This is a genomic window from Corynebacterium accolens (genome assembly GCF_023520795.1).
Lineage (GTDB): Bacteria > Actinomycetota > Actinomycetes > Mycobacteriales > Mycobacteriaceae > Corynebacterium > Corynebacterium accolens.
In genome coordinates, this window is sequence record NZ_CP046605.1 from 1 (window position 1) to 17,939 (window position 17,939).

Annotated in this window: 15 protein-coding genes and 2 tRNA genes; 11 read left to right on the forward strand and 6 right to left on the reverse strand. The window is 59.2% G+C overall.

The window, feature by feature from the left end; all coding sequences use genetic code 11:
• From dnaA to gyrB, 5 genes are all read left to right on the forward strand, one after another.
• The gene (dnaA, locus tag CACC_RS00005; protein ID WP_035108206.1) at nt 1-1,701 is read left to right on the forward strand and encodes a chromosomal replication initiator protein DnaA; all 1,701 of its coding nucleotides are present in this window, start codon (nt 1-3) and stop codon (nt 1,699-1,701) included.
• Nucleotides 1,702-2,319: 618 nt separating this feature from the next.
• On the forward strand, nt 2,320-3,501 hold the full coding sequence (dnaN, locus tag CACC_RS00010; RefSeq protein WP_005276004.1) for a DNA polymerase III subunit beta: 1,182 nt from the start codon (nt 2,320-2,322) through the stop codon (nt 3,499-3,501).
• Nucleotides 3,501-4,691: a DNA replication/repair protein RecF gene (gene recF / locus CACC_RS00015; protein WP_005276008.1), complete on the forward strand. Its 1,191-nt coding sequence runs from the start codon at nt 3,501-3,503 to the stop codon at nt 4,689-4,691. Before dnaN ends, recF begins: the two co-directional genes overlap by 1 nt.
• On the forward strand, nt 4,688-5,257 hold the full coding sequence (locus CACC_RS00020; RefSeq protein WP_005276009.1) for a DciA family protein: 570 nt from the start codon (nt 4,688-4,690) through the stop codon (nt 5,255-5,257). The genes recF and CACC_RS00020 overlap by 4 nt, the downstream gene beginning before the upstream one ends.
• Before the next feature lie 168 nt (nt 5,258-5,425).
• Nucleotides 5,426-7,495: a DNA topoisomerase (ATP-hydrolyzing) subunit B gene (gyrB, locus tag CACC_RS00025; RefSeq protein WP_023028034.1), complete on the forward strand. Its 2,070-nt coding sequence runs from the start codon at nt 5,426-5,428 to the stop codon at nt 7,493-7,495.
• A gap of 90 nt (nt 7,496-7,585) precedes the next feature.
• Here the strand turns inward: gyrB and CACC_RS00030 are convergent, their stop codons facing one another.
• Genes CACC_RS00030 through CACC_RS00045 form a run of 4 tightly spaced genes read right to left on the reverse strand, consistent with a single transcriptional unit; the run spans nt 7,586 to nt 10,070 of the window.
• On the reverse strand, nt 7,586-9,085 hold the full coding sequence (locus CACC_RS00030; RefSeq protein WP_005276013.1) for an MFS transporter: 1,500 nt from the start codon (nt 9,083-9,085) through the stop codon (nt 7,586-7,588).
• A gap of 60 nt (nt 9,086-9,145) precedes the next feature.
• Complete coding sequence (locus CACC_RS00035) at nt 9,146-9,583, reverse strand: DUF6918 family protein (protein WP_005276015.1); 438 nt, start codon at nt 9,581-9,583, stop codon at nt 9,146-9,148.
• An 11-nt stretch (nt 9,584-9,594) separates the two neighbouring features.
• On the reverse strand, nt 9,595-9,852 hold the full coding sequence (locus tag CACC_RS00040; RefSeq protein WP_005276018.1) for a hypothetical protein: 258 nt from the start codon (nt 9,850-9,852) through the stop codon (nt 9,595-9,597).
• Entirely contained in the window at nt 9,849-10,070 is a 222-nt protein-coding gene (locus tag CACC_RS00045; RefSeq protein ID WP_005276020.1) for a hypothetical protein, read from the reverse strand. The genes CACC_RS00040 and CACC_RS00045 overlap by 4 nt, the downstream gene beginning before the upstream one ends.
• Before the next feature lie 78 nt (nt 10,071-10,148).
• On the opposite strand from CACC_RS00045, the gene gyrA reads away from it, so the two are divergent.
• The 6 genes from gyrA to CACC_RS00075 all read left to right on the forward strand — a co-directional run bounded on the left by gyrA (nt 10,149) and on the right by CACC_RS00075 (nt 16,326).
• Entirely contained in the window at nt 10,149-12,704 is a 2,556-nt protein-coding gene (gene gyrA, locus CACC_RS00050; RefSeq protein ID WP_005276024.1) for a DNA gyrase subunit A, read from the forward strand.
• Nucleotides 12,705-12,707: 3 nt separating this feature from the next.
• On the forward strand, nt 12,708-13,046 hold the full coding sequence (locus CACC_RS00055; protein ID WP_005276027.1) for a DUF3566 domain-containing protein: 339 nt from the start codon (nt 12,708-12,710) through the stop codon (nt 13,044-13,046).
• Nucleotides 13,047-13,220: 174 nt separating this feature from the next.
• Nucleotides 13,221-13,297 (forward strand) — tRNA-Ile (locus CACC_RS00060).
• A 9-nt stretch (nt 13,298-13,306) separates the two neighbouring features.
• A tRNA-Ala gene (locus CACC_RS00065) sits at nt 13,307-13,379 on the forward strand.
• A 229-nt stretch (nt 13,380-13,608) separates the two neighbouring features.
• Nucleotides 13,609-15,750: a heavy metal translocating P-type ATPase gene (locus tag CACC_RS00070; RefSeq protein WP_081445464.1), complete on the forward strand. Its 2,142-nt coding sequence runs from the start codon at nt 13,609-13,611 to the stop codon at nt 15,748-15,750.
• A gap of 90 nt (nt 15,751-15,840) precedes the next feature.
• Nucleotides 15,841-16,326 carry a MarR family winged helix-turn-helix transcriptional regulator gene (locus CACC_RS00075; RefSeq protein WP_005276035.1) on the forward strand — a complete coding sequence of 162 codons (486 nt, stop codon included), beginning with the start codon at nt 15,841-15,843 and terminating at the stop codon, nt 16,324-16,326.
• Here the strand turns inward: CACC_RS00075 and CACC_RS00080 are convergent, their stop codons facing one another.
• Nucleotides 16,327-16,875 carry a DNA-3-methyladenine glycosylase gene (locus CACC_RS00080; protein WP_035108208.1) on the reverse strand — a complete coding sequence of 183 codons (549 nt, stop codon included), beginning with the start codon at nt 16,873-16,875 and terminating at the stop codon, nt 16,327-16,329.
• Nucleotides 16,875-17,777, reverse strand: coding sequence for a polysaccharide deacetylase family protein (locus CACC_RS00085; RefSeq protein WP_005276040.1), 903 nt, complete (start codon nt 17,775-17,777; stop codon nt 16,875-16,877). Before CACC_RS00085 ends, CACC_RS00080 begins: the two co-directional genes overlap by 1 nt.
• Between the last annotated feature and the right edge of the window lie 162 nt (nt 17,778-17,939).

Here is a 17,939-nt window from a genome sequence, read left to right on the forward strand (position 1 = left end):
GTGACTGAACCACAAGCGAACCTAGAAGCTGTGTGGCGCGCGATCGTCGATGATCTGCTCGCGCAATCCGAACAGCCCAACTCTGAGGTCCCGAGCTTTTCGCATACGCAACGCCTCTACCTGCAGTTGGTTCGCCCGATCATGATGGTGGAAGGCTACACGCTTGTCGCAGCAGAAAATGTCAACGCCAAAGAAGTTGTAGAAAATGAACTCGGCGGATACATCTCCAAGGCCCTTACCCGCCACCTTGGTCGCCCGTGTTCTTTCGCCGTCACCTTGGCTACCCCACAGGAGCCACAACCGCCGGCTAACCCGTCGAATTCGGGGCCGGCACTGGGAGGGGCATCGGCAAGCACGCAGACCCCTTCCTCCCAACCCAACCCGCAGGCGCAGCACATGCCACCGGCGCAGACCGATTCTTCCTCTGCGCACAATTACGTCTCTCGCCCCCAGCAAACGGATGCAGCAGCAGCCCGCGGAAACAACAACTCCACCGCAGGTCAGACCCCGCCTAATTGGCGCTCCAGCCATGCCCCGGCAAGCCTGGATGAATTGGCGGAGCACTACACCAGCCAGCAGGACTATAACCGCCAGCAACCAGAATTTGGCGGGTCTGCGAATGCCGCGCGCATTCCCCGGGAGGCCCCAGCGCACGATCCCAACCGGGAAACCTCGCTAAACCCGAAGCACACTTTTGAAAGCTTCGTCATCGGTTCTTCGAATCGTTTTGCCAATGGCGCGGCAGTAGCGGTGGCGGAAAATCCCGCCCGCGCCTATAACCCGCTATTTATCTGGGGCGGTTCTGGACTGGGCAAAACGCACCTTTTGCATGCCGCCGGCAACTACGCACAGGTGCTACACCCAGGGTTGCGCGTGAAATACGTGTCCTCGGAAGAATTTACGAATGACTATATTAATTCCTTGCGCGATGACCGCCAGGAATCCTTCAAGCGGCGCTACCGCAACCTCGATATTTTGATGGTGGATGACATCCAGTTCTTAGAGGGCAAGGAATCCACGCAGGAGGAGTTCTTCCACACCTTCAATGCGCTGCACCAGGCCAATAAACAGATCATTTTGTCCTCGGACCGGCCGCCAAAACAGCTCACCACGCTGGAAGACCGCCTGCGCACCCGCTTTGAGGGCGGGTTGATTACGGATATTCAACCGCCTGACCTGGAAACCCGCATCGCTATTTTGATGAAGAAGGCCGCCGCCGATGGCACTGAGGTGGACCGCTCCGTACTGGAGCTCATCGCCTCGCGCTTCGAGTCTTCCATCCGCGAGCTCGAGGGCGCGCTCATTCGCGTATCCGCGTACTCCTCCCTGGTCAATGAGCCGATCAACGTGGAAATGGCAGAAATTGCGTTGCGCGATCTCGCGCCGGATTCTGCTGACAGGCAAATTACCGCGGCCTCCATCATGGAGGTCACCGCGGAATACTTCGATATTGATGTAGAAACTCTGCGCGGTGCCGGCAAGAAGCGCGCGGTGGCCCACGCCCGCCAGCTGGCGATGTACCTCTGCCGCGAATTGACCGAGCTATCGCTGCCCAAGATTGGCGAGCAATTCGGCGGCAAGGACCACACCACGGTGATCTACGCCGATCGCAAGATCCGCAAAGAGATGACTGAAAAGCGCAATACCTACGACGAGATCCAGTCCCTGACCCAGCGCATCAAGAATCGCGGTCGCGCCTAGATCAAACGAACCACCCGGTGGCGTCTTCCTTAAATAACAGGAAGGCGCCATTTTTGTAAGCAGGCGCCGCGCTTGCCGATGCCCCCACCTTCCACCGCCGCCTACCAGCGGTTATGTCCCTGCAAAGACCGCATAAACAGCTATCCACAGAGTTATCCACACCTGTGTAATTTCATGTATGTAATTTGTAGATTTTGCTCACAGTTTTAAATTCCACAGGCCCTATCCAGCACAGACGCTCCTGTGATCAGCACTGTGTGCAGATCCGTGGAAAACTAGTGCAGGCTGTGGATAAAACGATGACCCGCTTATTTATCCACACTCCGGGCCAATTGATCACAGCAAGATCACAAGAATTGGCACACCCCGAATCGCCGCGCTGAACTTGTCATTTACCCCGTTGATCACAGATCCCACAGCGCTTATTACTACTACTAAATTATTTCTCTGATCTTGTAAGTAGAAAGGGGATGTGTGAAATTGTGCCCGGTCCCGAGCGCGCGGCGCTGGCTCGGACGGGCGGAGGGAAAATTACAAGGTTCACCGGATGCGGTAAGTTGGAAGCCAGCTTTTGAAAGTTACACATTCCTACCCCGCCAAAGAGGAGCTCTTCGCACCATGGATGAAGCCGTGTCATTTCGCGTTGCCAAAGATGACCTTGCCAACGCCGTAGCGTGGGTTGCCCGCAGCCTGCCTTCCAAGGTCACTCAGCCGGTACTGCGCGCAATGCTCATCACCGCTGATGACAACGGCTTAGAGTTCACCGGCTTTGATTACGAGGTTTCTACCAAGGTGCGCATCGCCGGCATGGTGGATGAGCCCGGCCAGATCGCCGTTGCCGGTAAATTGCTTTCCGATATCGTGGCTACCTTGCCCAATAAGGAAGTTGAGATCTCCCAGGTAGATTCCAAGGCTTTGGTTACTTGTGGGTCCTCCCGCTTCGAGCTACCGCTCATCCCGCTCGATGATTACCCGCAATTGCCAGTCCTGCCTGAGGTCACCGGCACGATCCAACCGCAGCTCTTCGCAGAGGCCATCCAGCAGGTGGCGGCCGCAGCCGGCAAGGATGACACCTTGCCCATGCTCACTGGCGTGCACATGGATATCCACGGCAAGGATATTGAGATGACGGCAACGGACCGCTTCCGTTTGGCCATGCGCACCCTGGAGTGGGAGCCGGCCGCTGAGGATGTAGAAGCAAAGCTCCTGGTCCCGGCAAAGACCTTGCAAGATACCGGCCGCAGCCTGGATCCGCATTTGAATATTCCCATCGAGATCGCGGTGGGTTCCGGGGATAATATCGGCGCCGATGGCCTATTTGGCCTGCACGCGGATAACCGAGAAACCACTACGCGCATGCTGGATGCGGATTTCCCAAACGTCCAGCCCCTGCTTCCGAAGTCGCACACGAATATTGCCTCCGTTGAGGTAGCGCCGCTGCAAGAGGCCATTCGCCGCGTTTCCCTGCTGACGGACCGCAATGCGCAGATCCGCATGGAATTTGCCGATGGCCAGGTCACCCTGTCCGCCGGCGCCGATGCCGGTAATGCCACCGAGACGCTGCCGTGCGCGTTCCATGGCCGCGATGAATTCCTCATCGCCTTCAACCCGGGCTATTTGAAGGACGGCCTGGCGGTCATCAACACCGATCGCGTGGTCTTCGGGTTTACGGAGCCTTCCCGCCCCGCCATCATGATCCCGGAGCCAGAGGAACTGCCGGAAGCGGATGAGGATGGCAATTTCCCCACGCCGCAGACCAACTTCACCTACCTCTTAATGCCGGTTCGCCTGCCAGGTTAATGTTTATACGGGATCTCGATGTTCGGGATTTTCGCTCATGGCCCGAACTAAAGCTTGAGCTGGGCCCAGGGATTACTCTGTTTGTGGGCCGCAATGGCTTTGGCAAGACCAATATCGTGGAAGCCGTGGGCTATACCGCCCACCTGTCTTCCCACCGCGTCTCCCATGATTCGCCGCTGGTGCGCCAGGGCGCGCAGAGCGCGCGGGTGTCCCTTACTGCCGTCAACCAGGGGCGCGAATTAACCACTCACCTGCTGATACAACCCCATGCCGCCAACCAGGCGCAGATTAACCGCACCAGGCTGCGCAGCCCGCGCGAGCTACTCGGCGTGGTGAAAACGGTACTGTTTTCTCCTGAGGATTTGGCCTTGGTGCGCGGTGAGCCCGCGGGGCGCCGCGCGTATCTCGATAGCATCATTGCCTCGCGCACCCCGCGCCTAGCTGGGGTTAAGGCGGATTATGACAAGGTATTAAAGCAGCGCAATGCGTTGTTGAAGTCGGCATCGGCAAGCTTGCGGCGCGGCTATGGCGATAGCGACGGCGCCTCGGCGCTGTCCACGCTGGATACGTGGGATGCCCAGCTCGCACGCTTAGGCGCACAGGTTATTGCGGCGCGCCTTGCGCTTGTCGATGCCCTCTTGGACCACATTCCCGCCGCCTATGCCGGCCTCGCACCGGAGTCGAGGCCTGCGCACGTGGAGTATAAATCCACCATTGATACCTCTGACCGCGAGGTGCTGGAGGCCGTCATGCTGACCGAGCTGGCCTCTGCCCGGCAGCGCGAGATCGAGCGCGGCATCTCTCTGGTGGGCCCGCACCGCGATGATCTCGTGCTCCACCTGGGGGATCAGCCGGCCAAGGGTTTTGCCAGCCACGGCGAAACCTGGTCTTATGCCATCGCCCTGCGCTTGGCGGAGTTTGAGCTCCTGCGCGAAGAAGGGGGATCAGATCCGGTCCTCATCTTGGATGACGTCTTTGCCGAGCTCGATGCCAAGCGCCGCACCCAGCTGGTTCACCTCGCCGCCACGGCAGAACAGGTGCTTATCACCGCCGCGGTGGATGAGGATTTACCGGATAACCTGGAGCCCATCGTGCGTTACCGGGTAGGAGTGGAAGATACGGACCAGGGGCGCATTTCCACCCTGCACACGGAAGCAACAGCAGGAGAGGCTAGCGAGGAAGAAGCATGAGTGAGGAAGAAGGGGACACCGGCACGCAGCGCACGGATCCCGTTACCCAATACTTCCGGTTGGTGCGCTCTACCTCGAAGAATCCGCCAAAGCTTACGCGCCCAGTGCCGAAGATGCCGGTGCCCTCCTTGGCGGATGCCCAACAGCAGAACTATCGCGGCTACCAGGTGGGCAGGCCTACCGGCGCCGATGGCAGGAGGCCGCGGCGAAAGATTGATGTGCCGAGCCTGGGCGCACAGATTAAAAAGGAGATTTCCCACCGCGGCTGGGAGCATGAATTAGCGCACGGCTGGGTGATGGGGAATTGGGAAAGCCTGGTGGGCGAGCGCATTGCCGCCCATACGCAGCCGCAAAAAATCAAGGACAAGATCGTCTACATTTCCTGCGATAACTCCACTTGGGCCACGGAACTGCGCTACCTGCAGCGGGAAATCCTGCGCAAAATTGCGGACCGGCTCGGCCCCGATGTCATCGCTGAACTGCGGATCCATGGCCCGCGGCAGCAGCGCAATTACGAGGGTCGGCAGTGGGTGAAACCGCAGGGATCGCAAGATACCTACGGCTGATAAGTGGCTGATAGGCGCAGGTTAGCTCTGCCGTTTAAAAGATAAATAACCACAGAGCGCGCCACATAGCTACCTCTGGCCGGTGTGGGGTGTCATTCAGTAGGGGGTATGCGTGTAGAATAGTGAAAGTCTTAGAATTAGCTATAGCCAAAAGGAGAGCACGAATCCGTGGCTGAAGAACACGCATATGATGCTGGATCAATTACGATCCTGGAAGGTCTAGAGGCCGTCCGCAAGCGCCCCGGTATGTACATCGGTTCTACCGGATCGCGCGGTTTGCACCACCTTATCTGGGAGATCGTCGATAACTCCGTCGATGAGGCCATGGCAGGCTTCGCGGACAAAGTTACCGTCAAGCTCTTGGAAGATGGCGGCGTCGAGGTCATCGATAATGGCCGCGGTATCCCGGTGGAGATGCACGCCTCCGGTGCGCCGACCGTCCAGGTGGTCATGACGCAGCTGCACGCCGGCGGTAAATTCGACTCCGATTCCTATGCCGTTTCCGGCGGCTTGCACGGCGTCGGCATTTCCGTGGTCAACGCCCTATCCACCCGCGTGGAGGCGGAGATCAAGCGTGAGGGCAAGCACTGGTACCAAAACTTCCAGAACGCCATTCCGGATGACCTTGTAGAAGGCGGTAACGCCCGCGGCACCGGTACCAAGATTCGCTTCTGGGCGGATCCGGAGATCTTTGAAACCACCGAGTTCGATTACGACACCATTGCGCGCCGCCTACAGGAGATGGCCTTCCTGAACAAGGGCTTGACCATCGAGCTTATTGATGAGCGCGTGACCCAAGAGCAGATCGAGCTCGAGGAAATCGCCGATGCGGAATCCGGTGAGGCGAGCGCGGATGAGACCTCCTTTGATGATGTGCCAGATGCCGGCGATACCTTCAACGAGGAAGCCGACTCCAAGAACGTCACCAAGGCCGATAAGAAGCGCCGCAAGAAGATCACCTTCCACTACCCGGAGGGCCTGACGGACTACGTAAAATTCCTCAATAAGTCCAAGAGCGCCATTCACCCCACCATCGTGTCCTTCGAGGCTAAAGGCGAGGACCACGAGGTCGAGGTGGCTTTGCAGTGGAACCAGGGCTACAAGCAGTCCGTGCACACCTTTGCCAATACCATCAATACCCACGAGGGCGGCACGCACGAAGAGGGCTTCCGCGCAGCTTTGACCTCCTTGATGAACCGCTATGCCAAGGAGCACAAGCTCATCAAGGACAAGGACGGCAACCTTTCTGGCGATGACTGCCGCGAAGGCTTGGCCGCCGTCATTTCGGTCAAGGTGGGCGACCCGCAGTTCGAGGGCCAGACCAAGACCAAGCTGGGCAACTCCGAGATCAAGGGCTTTGTGCAGCGCTCGGTTAACGAGTACGTCAATGACTGGTTTGATGCCAACCCGGCAGAGGCAAAGGCCATTATCAATAAGGCCGTCTCCTCGGCGCATGCCCGCATGGCAGCGCGCAAGGCGCGCGAGATGGTGCGCCGCAAGTCCGCCACCGACTTGGGCGGACTGCCCGGCAAGCTTGCGGATTGCCGCTCTAAGGATCCGCGGAGTTCGGAGCTTTATATCGTGGAGGGTGACTCTGCGGGCGGTTCCGCGAAGGCCGGCCGTGACTCCATGTTCCAGGCCATCTTGCCCCTGCGCGGCAAGATCCTGAACGTGGAAAAGGCCCGCATGGATAAGGTCCTAAAGAACGCCGAGGTCCAGGCCATCATCACCGCGCTGGGCACAGGCATCCACGAGGAATTCGATATCAAGAAGCTGCGGTACGACAAGATCGTGCTGATGGCCGATGCCGACGTGGACGGCCAGCACATCGCCACGCTGCTGTTGACCTTGCTCTTCCGCTTTATGCCGCAGTTGGTTGAGGATGGCCACGTGTACTTGGCTAACCCGCCGCTCTACAAGCTGAAGTGGTCCAAGGGCACGCCTGGCTACGCCTTCTCTGATGACGAGCGCGATAAGCTGCTGGCGGAAGGCCTGGAGCAAAACCGCAAGATCAACAAGGATGACGGCATCCAGCGCTACAAGGGCTTGGGCGAGATGAACGCCTCCGAGCTTTGGGAGACCACCCTGGATCCTTCCACGCGCCTGTTGCGCCGCGTGGATCTGGAAGACGCGCAGCGCGCCGATGAGCTGTTTTCCATCCTCATGGGAGATGACGTGGCCGCTCGCCGCTCCTTCATTACCCGCCGCGCGAAGGATGTCCGCTTCCTGGATATCTAAACCGCTGGCCTAGCCTTGTGGGTGCAGTGGCTAGAGCAATAGAGCCCACCGTGAATAATTCCACGGTGGGCTCTAACTATGGGGAGAGGTTTAGCTGCGAGAAGAGCGTTGATCAGCAAACCCAAAGCTCAAGGACACCAGACAGACGGCGATGATGACGCCAAAGCCGGTCATGATGGATACGGGCCAATCTCCGGAGGTGCTTTGGAGCATGGCAAAGACGATGGCGGTAATGACGGCTAGGCCAATGGCGGTGCCGATGCGCTGGCCGGTTTGCAGGACCGCGCCGGAGGAACCGGCGTAGTTGTCTGGTACCTGCGCCAAGGTCAGGGTTTGGTTAGGCGAGACCACGGCACCCTGGCCAAGCCCGATAAATGCCAAGGAGAGGATGAGCCACCATTCGTTCATTCCCCAATGCGTGGTGCCCCAAATAAAGACGACGGTTGTGAAGAGGCCGAAGATAGTGGTCAGCATGCCGATGATGACCACTATGCGCCCGTACCGCGAGATCTTGCGGCCCGCGATGGTAGCGGTAATGGAGTTGAGGAGCGCGGACGGAATACCCACCGAGCCGGCTGCCAGGGCGGAGTAGCCCAGTCCATTTTGGAAGTACAACGCAACGAGCACCCAGATGCTGGTAATGCCCATAAACCACAACGTGGCGATGATGGTGCCATTGCGGAAGCTCGAGGTGGCAAAGATATTGAGATCCACCATCGGCGGGTGGCCGGTGGCCTTGTGGTGGCGCTCCCACAGCACCCACACGCCAATGAGCACGGCACCTGCCAGAAGCAGCCACCACACGGCCGGGGACCCCGTGGAGTCCATGAAGGGAAAGAGGATACACCAGACCGCGGCACCAAGGATGAGCGCGCCGATGGGATCCAGGGTGGCCAGCGCCTTGAAGATGCCCAGCTTATTGCCCGCGGCATCGCGGACGCGGGAAAACAGCGGGCGTGGGAACCACATGAGGCCCAGGATGATGGCCAGCAGGCCGATCGGGGCATTGACCAACATGGTCAGCCGCCACCCGTGATCAGGGCCGCCGATCTTGATGAGGAAGCCACCCAGTACCGGGCCGATAGCCACCGCGATTCCCACGGTGGCGCCAAAGTATCCAAAGGCGCGGCCGCGCTCTTCCCCGCGGAAGTATTGCTGAATCATTCCCACTCCCTGAGGGTTCAGCAATCCGGCGCCAACACCCTGCACAAAACGCGCGATATTCAGAGAATGCGCATTCGGCGCGAAACCCGCGACGGCGGCGCTGATGGTGTAGACGGCGATGCCGAGGAGGAAGATGCCCCCGCGTCCCACGAGATCGCCGGCGCGCCCGGCGGCGACGAGGACCACGCCGAAGGTAAGCGCATAACCAGACAGCACCCATTGCACATCCGAATCCGTGGCACCAAGCCCAGACTGAATCGACGGCAGCGCCACGTTCACGATGGACACGCTAATTAGTGACATGAACACCGTGACCAGCACAATAATAAGAACCCGCCAGCGGGCGGGGTCTTGGCCGGCGGGGTAGTCGGTACGGTTTGCTTCTGATGCCGACGATTTATGATGCGGGGAATAATTCACTTCCACACTTATACTCCGCAGTCCAGAAAACCTTCAACCGCAGGAAAACCGGTGGAAACTATTTATTTACATGTGCTTTTGTACTATGCGGCCGAATGCAGGAACTTCCGGGCTTAAGATCTTGGTGGCCTTGCCGCGCAGGGAATTATAGGGTTTGCGCAGTGCGGCGGAGTTCACCTTTTCTACGTGCTTATCTGCGATATTCATAATTTCATCGCTGACCTCTTCTTGCCGCGGTTCAAGGAAGGCGCCGAAATCATCCTTCCCGCTTTCCGCAAAGTCCTGCCACCGCGGATCCAGGGCATCGAGGACATCCGGCAAGATCCGTTCCAGCGCCTTGGGGACGACGTTGGCATCGGCTTTTTTGGCGGCGGCCAATCCGCCTTTAATGGCCATGCCAGAAATGCCGGATTGGGCGGAGGCGACTTTTTCAATGAGATCCCCGCACTCGGCGATGAACTCGGTGCGGGTGGATCCATGCATCAAGGTAGAAAGGTGAGACATGGTGCCATACTTTACGCGAATTTAGTGGCCATATAGACGCGGGCGCAGTACTGCGCGAAGGTCTGATTTCCAGCGTTTAACGCTGGCACCGTTTCCAAAACCTCCGCCATGGCTCGAGCGGCCTGCCGCTCATCGCCGTGAATGGCTATGCCCTCCAGGCGCGCGGTGCTGGCAGCCGCAGCGGCCACCAAGGCGGAATAGTTGATGATGCGGAGATTAAAGCGGGCGCAAAACTCTTGGGCCACTAGGTACAGCTGTTCGGGGCTCAAGACTGGGTCTTCCGCGCCCTGCGGATTTCGGCTTCTAGGTCCGCGCGACCGGGGAGGAGATCGCGGGCGGTGGCTTGCACGTGGGCATCGGCAAGCGTGCGCGAGGCCGCCGCCACGATGGCACGCACCACCGCCTCGTGCTTGGAGGTGCCTTGCGCGGAGGCCAAGAGGGTAAGGGCGTGATCTTGTTCTGCGGTAAGCCGCAATGTCATTGCCATGCCCCAGTGATACCACAGTGATACCACCGGTGCGGCAAATAAGGCCGATAAAGCCCGGAGAAGGTAGAATTTGGCCTTATGAGTGACAATAACGACGATCTTTTTGATCGGATTTTTCCTATTGACATTAATGAGGAGATGGAGTCGAGCTATATCGACTACGCCATGTCCGTCATTGTGGGCCGCGCGCTGCCTGAGGTGCGCGATGGCCTAAAGCCGGTACACCGCCGCATTCTTTACGCCATGTTCGATTCGGGCTACCGCCCCGAGCGCGGCTACGTGAAATCCGCGCGCCCGGTCTCTGACACCATGGGTCAATTCCACCCACACGGTGACTCGGCCATCTATGACACCTTGGTGCGCTTGGCGCAGTCCTGGAATATGCGCTACCCGCTTGTCGATGGCCAGGGTAACTTCGGTTCCCGCGGTAACGACGGCCCCGCCGCAATGCGTTATACCGAGTGCAAGCTCACCCCGTTGGCCATGGAAATGGTCCGCGATATCCGCGAAAATACCGTGGACTTCTCGCCCAACTACGATGGCAAGACCAGCGAGCCGGACGTCCTGCCGTCCCGCGTGCCTAACCTTTTGATGAATGGTTCCGGCGGAATTGCCGTGGGCATGGCCACCAATATCCCGCCGCATAACCTCAATGAGTTGGCTTCGGCCATCTATTGGTTGCTGGAGAACCCAGACGCGGATGAGGATGCCGCGCTCGCGGCCTGCATGGAACGCGTGAAGGGCCCGGATTTCCCCACCGCCGGCCTCATCGTGGGCGATCAGGGCATTAAGGATGCATATACCACCGGCCGCGGCTCCATCCGCATGCGCGGTGTCACCTCCATCGAGGAATCCGGTTCCCGGCAGACCATCGTGATCACGGAGCTGCCGTTCCAAGTCAACCCCGATAACCTCATCTCCAATATCGCGGAGTCCGTAGCCAACGGCAAGATCGCCGGCATTTCCAAGATCGAAGATGAGTCCTCTGACCGAGTGGGCATGCGCATTGTTGTGACCCTGAAGCGCGATGCTGTCGCCCGCGTGGTGCTCAATAACCTGTACAAGCACTCCCAGCTGCAGACTTCTTTCGGCGCTAATATGCTTTCCATCGTCGATGGCGTACCGCGCACCCTGCGCCTGGATCAGATGCTGAGCAATTATGTTGCGCACCAGATTGAGGTCATCGTTCGCCGCACCCAGTACCGCCTGGATGAGGCCGAAAAGCGCGCGCACATCTTGCGCGGCTTGGTCAAGGCGCTGGATATGTTGGATGAGGTCATCGCCCTGATCCGCCGTTCGCCCACTGTTGATGAGGCGCGCGAGGGCTTGAAGGAGCTTCTCGATGTCGACGATATCCAGGCCGATGCCATCCTGGCGATGCAGCTGCGCCGCCTGGCCGCCCTGGAGCGCCAAAAGATCGTCGATGAATTGGCAGAAATCGAAGAAGAGATCGCAGACCTCAAGCACATCCTCGCCCACGAGGAGCGCCAGCGCCAGATCGTCCACGATGAGCTGGAGGCGATCGTCGAAAAGTACGGCGACGAGCGCCGCACCGAGATCCTGCCTGCCTCCGGCGAGGTCACCGATGAAGACCTCATTGCCCGCGAAAACGTCGTGGTCACCATCACCGCTACGGGTTATGCCAAGCGCACCAAGGTCGATACCTATAAGTCACAAAAGCGTGGCGGCAAGGGCGTGCGCGGTGCGGAGCTCAAGCAAGATGACATTGTGAAAAACTTCTTCGTCTGCTCCACGCACGACTGGATCCTGTTCTTTACCAACTTTGGCCGCGTCTACCGCTTGAAGGCCTACGAGCTACCGGAGAGCGGCCGCGCTGCCCGCGGCCAGCACGTGGCCAACCTGTTGGAATTCCAGCCGGAGGAAAAGATCGCCCAGGTCATTCAGATCCAGTCCTACGAGGATGCGCCATACCTGGTTCTGGCCACCCAGCAGGGCCGCGTGAAGAAGTCGCGCCTGACCGATTACGAGTCCGCTCGTTCCGCAGGGCTTATCGCCATCAACCTCAACGAAGGCGATGCGCTCATCGGTGCCCAGCTCGTTTCTGAGGGCGATGACATCCTGCTGACCTCTGAGCAGGGCCAAGCCATTCGCTTTACTGCCGATGACGACCAGCTGCGCCCCATGGGCCGCGCTACTGCCGGCGTGAAGGGCATGCGCTTCCGCGGCGATGACCAGCTGCTGGCGATGTCCGTCGTCCACGACGGCGAGTTCCTACTCGTTGCTACCTCGGGTGGCTACGGCAAGCGCACCGCCATTGAGGAATACACCCCGCAGGGCCGCGGTGGCTTGGGTGTGATGACCTTCAAGTACACCCCGAAGCGCGGCAAGCTCATTGGCGCCATTTCCATTGACAAGGACGATGAAATCTTCGCCATTACCTCCGCCGGTGGGGTTATTCGCACCGAAGTTAACCAGATTCGTCCCTCCTCGCGCGCCACGATGGGCGTGCGCTTGGTTGACCTTGCCGATGATGTCGAATTGCTTGCCATCGACCGCAATGTTGAAGAAGATGGTGAGGAAGACGCGCAGGCTGTGGCCAAGGGCGAAAAGACCGTCGATGAGGTCCAGCAAGAGCACCACAAGGGTAGCGATGCTTCCAAGGATGAGGAGTAGGACATGGAACGACGAGACGTAACCATCCACCACATCTCGCCCACCTCGGCGTTTCGCGTTGGTCTGGCCCTGTCACTCGTCGGACTCATCGCGTGGTTGCTGGCCGTGTGCCTGCTGTACATCGGCTTGCACCAGGTGGGCATTTGGGAGTCAGTCAATAGCCTCGTTGGTGGCGTCGGCGGCGGCTTTGAGGTCACCTTTGGCGTGGTGATCGCAGCCAGCGCGCTGATTGGCGTTATTTTCGCCGTCCTGTTCACCTTGCTCGCACCGCTGATGGCCGTGATCTATAACGCCATCGTGGATGTCTTCGGCGGGCTAAAGGTCAGCTTGGAGGACATCTAGACCACTGTGAGTGAGAGACAATGCCGGCAGCACACGTTGCCGGCATTTTTCTAGTTTTAAGCGCGAAGTAGCGTCCTCATTAGGCCCACGAAGAGCGCCTTTAAAAACCTCTTTGAGCTGCCGATTTGTGTTCTTTCCGGGGTGGTATGTAAAGTTACATCTCGTTCCGCTAAAGGGCCTATAGCTCAGTCGGTTAGAGCGCATCGCTGATAACGATGAGGTCGCTGGTTCGATTCCAGCTAGGCCCACCACGGAACAATGGGGCATTAGCTCAATTGGTAGAGCATCTGCTTTGCAAGCAGAAGGTCAGGAGTTCGATTCTCCTATGCTCCACAGCATCAGTCCGGTTTCCTTAAGGGAGCCGGACTTTTTCGTGTGTCCAGGTCGGTGCCATTAGGTAGGGAGCCTTTCTCGGCAGCTCCACTTCGCCTCTCATGCGAAAATGGCCCCTTTCGTTCCTGTAAATATACCTCCCCGGGGTATATGGTGGGGGAGTAACCATCACTGTGTTCCACCGACGCTAGGACTCCTCTCGGTGCAGGGAGGAGAAGAAAGGAACTTTATGAGTACTTCTCACCAACACGGTAAGCATTCCGGTGCTCACCAGGCCGCGGAAGCGGACCATACGCAACACACAGATCATGGCGGCCACGAAGGGCACTCTCACGGTGACCACCACGGTCACGAGCACGGGCATGGCCACGGTCACGGCGATCACGCGGCGATGTTCCGCAGCCGCTTCTGGTGGTCGCTGCTGCTATCGGTGCCGGTCGTCATCTTCAGCCCCATGGTCGCAGAATTGCTCGGCTACGGCGTACCCGAATTCAATGGTTCAGCCTGGATTCCCCCGGTGCTTGGCACCATCATCTTCATCTATGGCGGCACGCCGTTCCTGCAAGGCGGCTGGTCGGAACTGAAATCCCGCCAGCCCGGGATGATGCTGCTTATCGCCATGGCTATTACCGTGGCGTTCGTCGCCTCATGGGTCACCACCTTGGGGATTGGAGGATTCGACCTAGATTTCTGGTGGGAGCTGGCCTTGCTGGTCGTCATTATGCTGCTGGGCCACTGGTTGGAGATGCGTGCACTCGGCGCAGCCTCCTCCGCTTTGGACGCCTTAGCAGAACTTTTGCCTGACGAAGCCGAGAGGATCATCGATGGGCAGGCCCACACCGTGCCAGTCTCTGAGCTGGCGGTGGATGACATAGTACTGGTCCGCGCTGGAGCGCGGGCGCCTGCCGATGGCACCATTGTTAAAGGCTCAGCCGAATTCGATGAATCCATGATCACCGGTGAATCCCGCCCAGTTTTCCGCGATAAAGGTGAGCGCGTGGTCGCCGGTACGGTGGCCACCGATAACACCGTCCGCGTCCAGGTAGAAGCCATCGGAGGAGATACGGCCCTGGGCGGTATCCAAAGCATGGTCGCCGAGGCGCAGGAATCCTCCTCCCGCGCCCAAGCTCTTGCCGATCGCGCCGCAGCGTTGCTCTTCTGGTTTGCGCTAATCGCAGCCCTCATTACTGCGGTGGTCTGGGCCATTATCGGGAGCCCAAGCGATGCCGTGGTACGCACCGTTACCGTGCTCGTCATCGCTTGCCCCCACGCCCTCGGTTTGGCTATCCCACTGGTCATTGCGATCTCTACCGAGCAGGCCGCACAGTCTGGGGTACTCATCAAGGAACGTATGGCGTTGGAGCGCATGCGCACCATCGACACCGTTCTCTTCGATAAGACCGGCACCCTAACCGAAGGCGCTCATGCCGTTACCGGTGTCGCAACCGTTGAGGACATCAGCGAGGGGCAGCTGCTAGCAGTGGCCGCCGCGGCCGAGGCCGATAGTGAACACCCGTTGGCCCGCGCCATCGTCAAGGCAGCCGAAGACCACGCGGAAGCATCCCAGGAGCAGCTGCACAGCACCGATTTCAGTGCTGCCGCCGGCCGGGGAATCCAGGCCACCGTAGATGGGGCAGAGGTCCTCGTCGGTGGACCGAATATGCTGCGCGAGCTAGAGCTTGCCACCCCTGGGGTGTTCGATGCGCAGGTTGAAGAGTGGTCCCAGCGCGGCGCAGGTGTCCTGCATGTCGTGCGCGATGGTCAGATCATTGGCGCTCTCGCGGTCGAAGACAAGATTCGTCCCGAATCCCGCGCGGCCGTACAGGCCCTCCAAGAGCAGGGCGTCAAGGTTGCGATGATCACTGGCGATGCCACGCAGGTCGCCGAGGCCGTTGGCGAAGAACTGGGTATTGACGAGGTCTTTGCCGAAGTCCTGCCGCAGGACAAGGACTCCAAGGTCACCGAATTACAGGAGCGCAGCCTGGCCGTGGCCATGGTTGGCGATGGCGTCAACGACGCCCCAGCCTTGGCCCGCGCGGAAGTCGGCATCGCCATTGGCGCCGGTACCGATGTCGCCATGGAATCCGCCGAGGTCGTGCTCGCCAGCGATGACCCGCGGTCGGTGCTTTCAATGATCACCTTGTCGCGCGCTAGCTACCGCAAGATGATCCAAAACCTTATTTGGGCATCTGGCTACAACATCATCGCCGTGCCCTTGGCTGCAGGCGTACTCGCACCCATCGGTGTCGTGCTTTCCCCGGCGGCCGGTGCGGTATTGATGTCGCTATCGACCATCGTGGTGGCATTCAATGCGCAGTTGTTGCGCCGGATCGAATTGGACCCAGCTCGCTTGGCACCCACCAGCCACTAGGCGGATCAGTCCAGGCTCGGATAACTGGTACGGGGCTCCGGATACTTGGGATTATTTTAGAATTGAAGTCCAGTTGCTAAAATAATCCTCATGACCGAGCGGGACGACTTTTGGCTGGAAGAGGATGAACTAGCAGCATTCATGTCCCTGATGAGCGTGAATGTCCGGCTCACCAATATTCTAGACGCGCAGCTGCGCGATGATGCCAAGCTAAGCTTCTTTGAATATACGGTGCTCTCACGGCTATCAGAGGCCGAGAACCATGAAATGCGCATGCGGGATCTTGCGATTACCGCAAATGGCTCCCTGTCCCGCCTGAGCCAAGTTGTCACCCGCCTAGAGCGCCAGGGTTGGGTCGTGCGGCGTCCTTGCCCCAATGATGGGCGGACGACGATGGCGCACCTCACCGATAGCGGCTGGGACAAGGTAGTAGAAACCGCCCCAGGCCATGCCAAGCAGGCCCGCCGATCCGTTATCGATAATCTGACCCGCGCACAGATCCATCAAATGACCCAAATTAATGAGCGCATCATCAAAGCCATCGAAGCCGACGAGCGCTATGGCGGCCGCTATTAATTATTTTTTGGGATAGCCGCGGCGGCCGGAGACGGTCTTATCAAAGGGAATCCAAAACCGCAGGGCTGCATCCTGGTTTTTGGAGATGCCAATGCGCGGGCCGCGCACCCATTCCGGTGCAGACTCGCGCTCAGAAAGCTGCACTGGCAGGTGGTTATCCTCCAGCGTTGCTCCCAGAGCTTTTCCGAGGTTCCCGGGGCCGCGGGCTAGGTTATGAAAATCGCTGGTGCCGCGTCGTGCAAAGGCGGTATCGATCCCGGATAGCACCTCACCGCCGCGCAGTAGGCACCCTTGGCCCACGCCTTCGGGCGCGCACACGATATTGACATTGCGGTGGATACCGTAAGAGGCATACACATACAGCCGGCCGGGCGGGCCGAACATGGCGGCATTGCGCGGGGTTTTCCCACGAAAGGTATGGGCGGCGGCATCGTCTGTGCCCAAATAGGCCTCGACTTCTGTGAGGCGGATGCTCACCCCAGCGTGCGTGATGACGCAGCCAAGGAGCTGCGGGGCTACGACATCAGCAGTGCGGGAAAAGTCAATCATTAACGGGCGTAGTAGCGCTTTCCGTCAACCGGGGTGCGCAGCAACTCATCGAGGCTGACCGGCTCTAAGCCCTTGGCACGCAGGCCATCGATAATGCACTCGGCCGCGTTAACGGTGGTCGGGTGAATATCGTGCATCAAGACGATGGAGCCTGGGTTAGCATCTTGGACGGCGGCATTGCAGACGTGCTGCGAGTCGCGGATCTTCCAGTCCAAGGTATCCACGTTCCATAGGGCCTGCGACAAGCCCTTATCCCTGGCTACCTGGTCAACCGTCTCATTGGTGGCACCGTAGGGCGGGCGCAGCCATTTCGGATTTTGTCCGGTGGCATTGCGGATCGCCGCATTGCCGGCGTCGATTTCTTGGGCAATATCGCCGTAAGCTAGCTGGTTGAGCTGGCGATGGGTCTTGGTGTGATTGCCAATGGTGTGACCTTCTGCCTGCATGCGCTGGAGCGCTTGGGGGTACTGGTAGGCGTGATCCGCTAGCACCATGAAGCTGGCGTGGGCGTTTTTCGCCTTGAAGGTATCCAAGAGCTGGTTGGTATAAGGGCTTGGGCCATCGTCAAAGGTCAGGGCCACGCAATTTGGGCAATCGACGCCGTTAGCCTGTGGCTGCGGGGCTGGTTGCGGTGCGGCCCCAGCCTGGGGATCCGGTGCGGGTGCAGCCTCATTCTGCGGCTCGTCTTGTGGCGCTACCGAGGAAATAAGATCCTGTGCCTGCGCGCGGGTGCTGTCGATGCGGCTTTGAATATCGGTCTGAATCTCAGAAACCGCGGACTGGATATTTGGTTCTGAGGACCCGGCTACTTTTGGGGTGCCTTCGAGGAATTGCGCATTGGCGCAGGCGGGAAGGGCAGCGGTGGCGAGCACGGTGAGCGCGGAGGTAAGAAGACGACGCATACTTTTCCTAGGAACGAGGACAGATGGGCACGATTAGCCAGCCTACTCTACTGCGAAGGGAATTACGGGATAAACCGCGTGTGATAAAAGTGATAGAAGTAAAACACTGTGGCGCGGTTTCATCGGCATTTTTGGAATGAGCGGCTGCAGTAGTAGAGTACA

Excerpts from the sequence above, each read along its gene's own strand:
- dnaN (WP_005276004.1), top strand. The coding sequence starts at position 2,320 with ATGGATGAAGCCGTGTCATTTCGCGTTGCCAAAGATGACCTTGCCAAC.
- recF (WP_005276008.1), top strand. The coding sequence starts at position 3,501 with ATGTTTATACGGGATCTCGATGTTCGGGATTTTCGCTCATGGCCCGAA.
- CACC_RS00020 (WP_005276009.1), top strand. The coding sequence starts at position 4,688 with ATGAGTGAGGAAGAAGGGGACACCGGCACGCAGCGCACGGATCCCGTT.
- CACC_RS00035 (WP_005276015.1), bottom strand. The coding sequence starts at position 9,583 with ATGTCTCACCTTTCTACCTTGATGCATGGATCCACCCGCACCGAGTTC.
- CACC_RS00045 (WP_005276020.1), bottom strand. The coding sequence starts at position 10,070 with ATGGCAATGACATTGCGGCTTACCGCAGAACAAGATCACGCCCTTACC.
- gyrA (WP_005276024.1), top strand. The coding sequence starts at position 10,149 with ATGAGTGACAATAACGACGATCTTTTTGATCGGATTTTTCCTATTGAC.
- CACC_RS00055 (WP_005276027.1), top strand. The coding sequence starts at position 12,708 with ATGGAACGACGAGACGTAACCATCCACCACATCTCGCCCACCTCGGCG.
- CACC_RS00070 (WP_081445464.1), top strand. The coding sequence starts at position 13,609 with ATGAGTACTTCTCACCAACACGGTAAGCATTCCGGTGCTCACCAGGCC.
- CACC_RS00075 (WP_005276035.1), top strand. The coding sequence starts at position 15,841 with ATGACCGAGCGGGACGACTTTTGGCTGGAAGAGGATGAACTAGCAGCA.
- CACC_RS00080 (WP_035108208.1), bottom strand. The coding sequence starts at position 16,875 with ATGATTGACTTTTCCCGCACTGCTGATGTCGTAGCCCCGCAGCTCCTT.
- CACC_RS00085 (WP_005276040.1), bottom strand. The coding sequence starts at position 17,777 with ATGCGTCGTCTTCTTACCTCCGCGCTCACCGTGCTCGCCACCGCTGCC.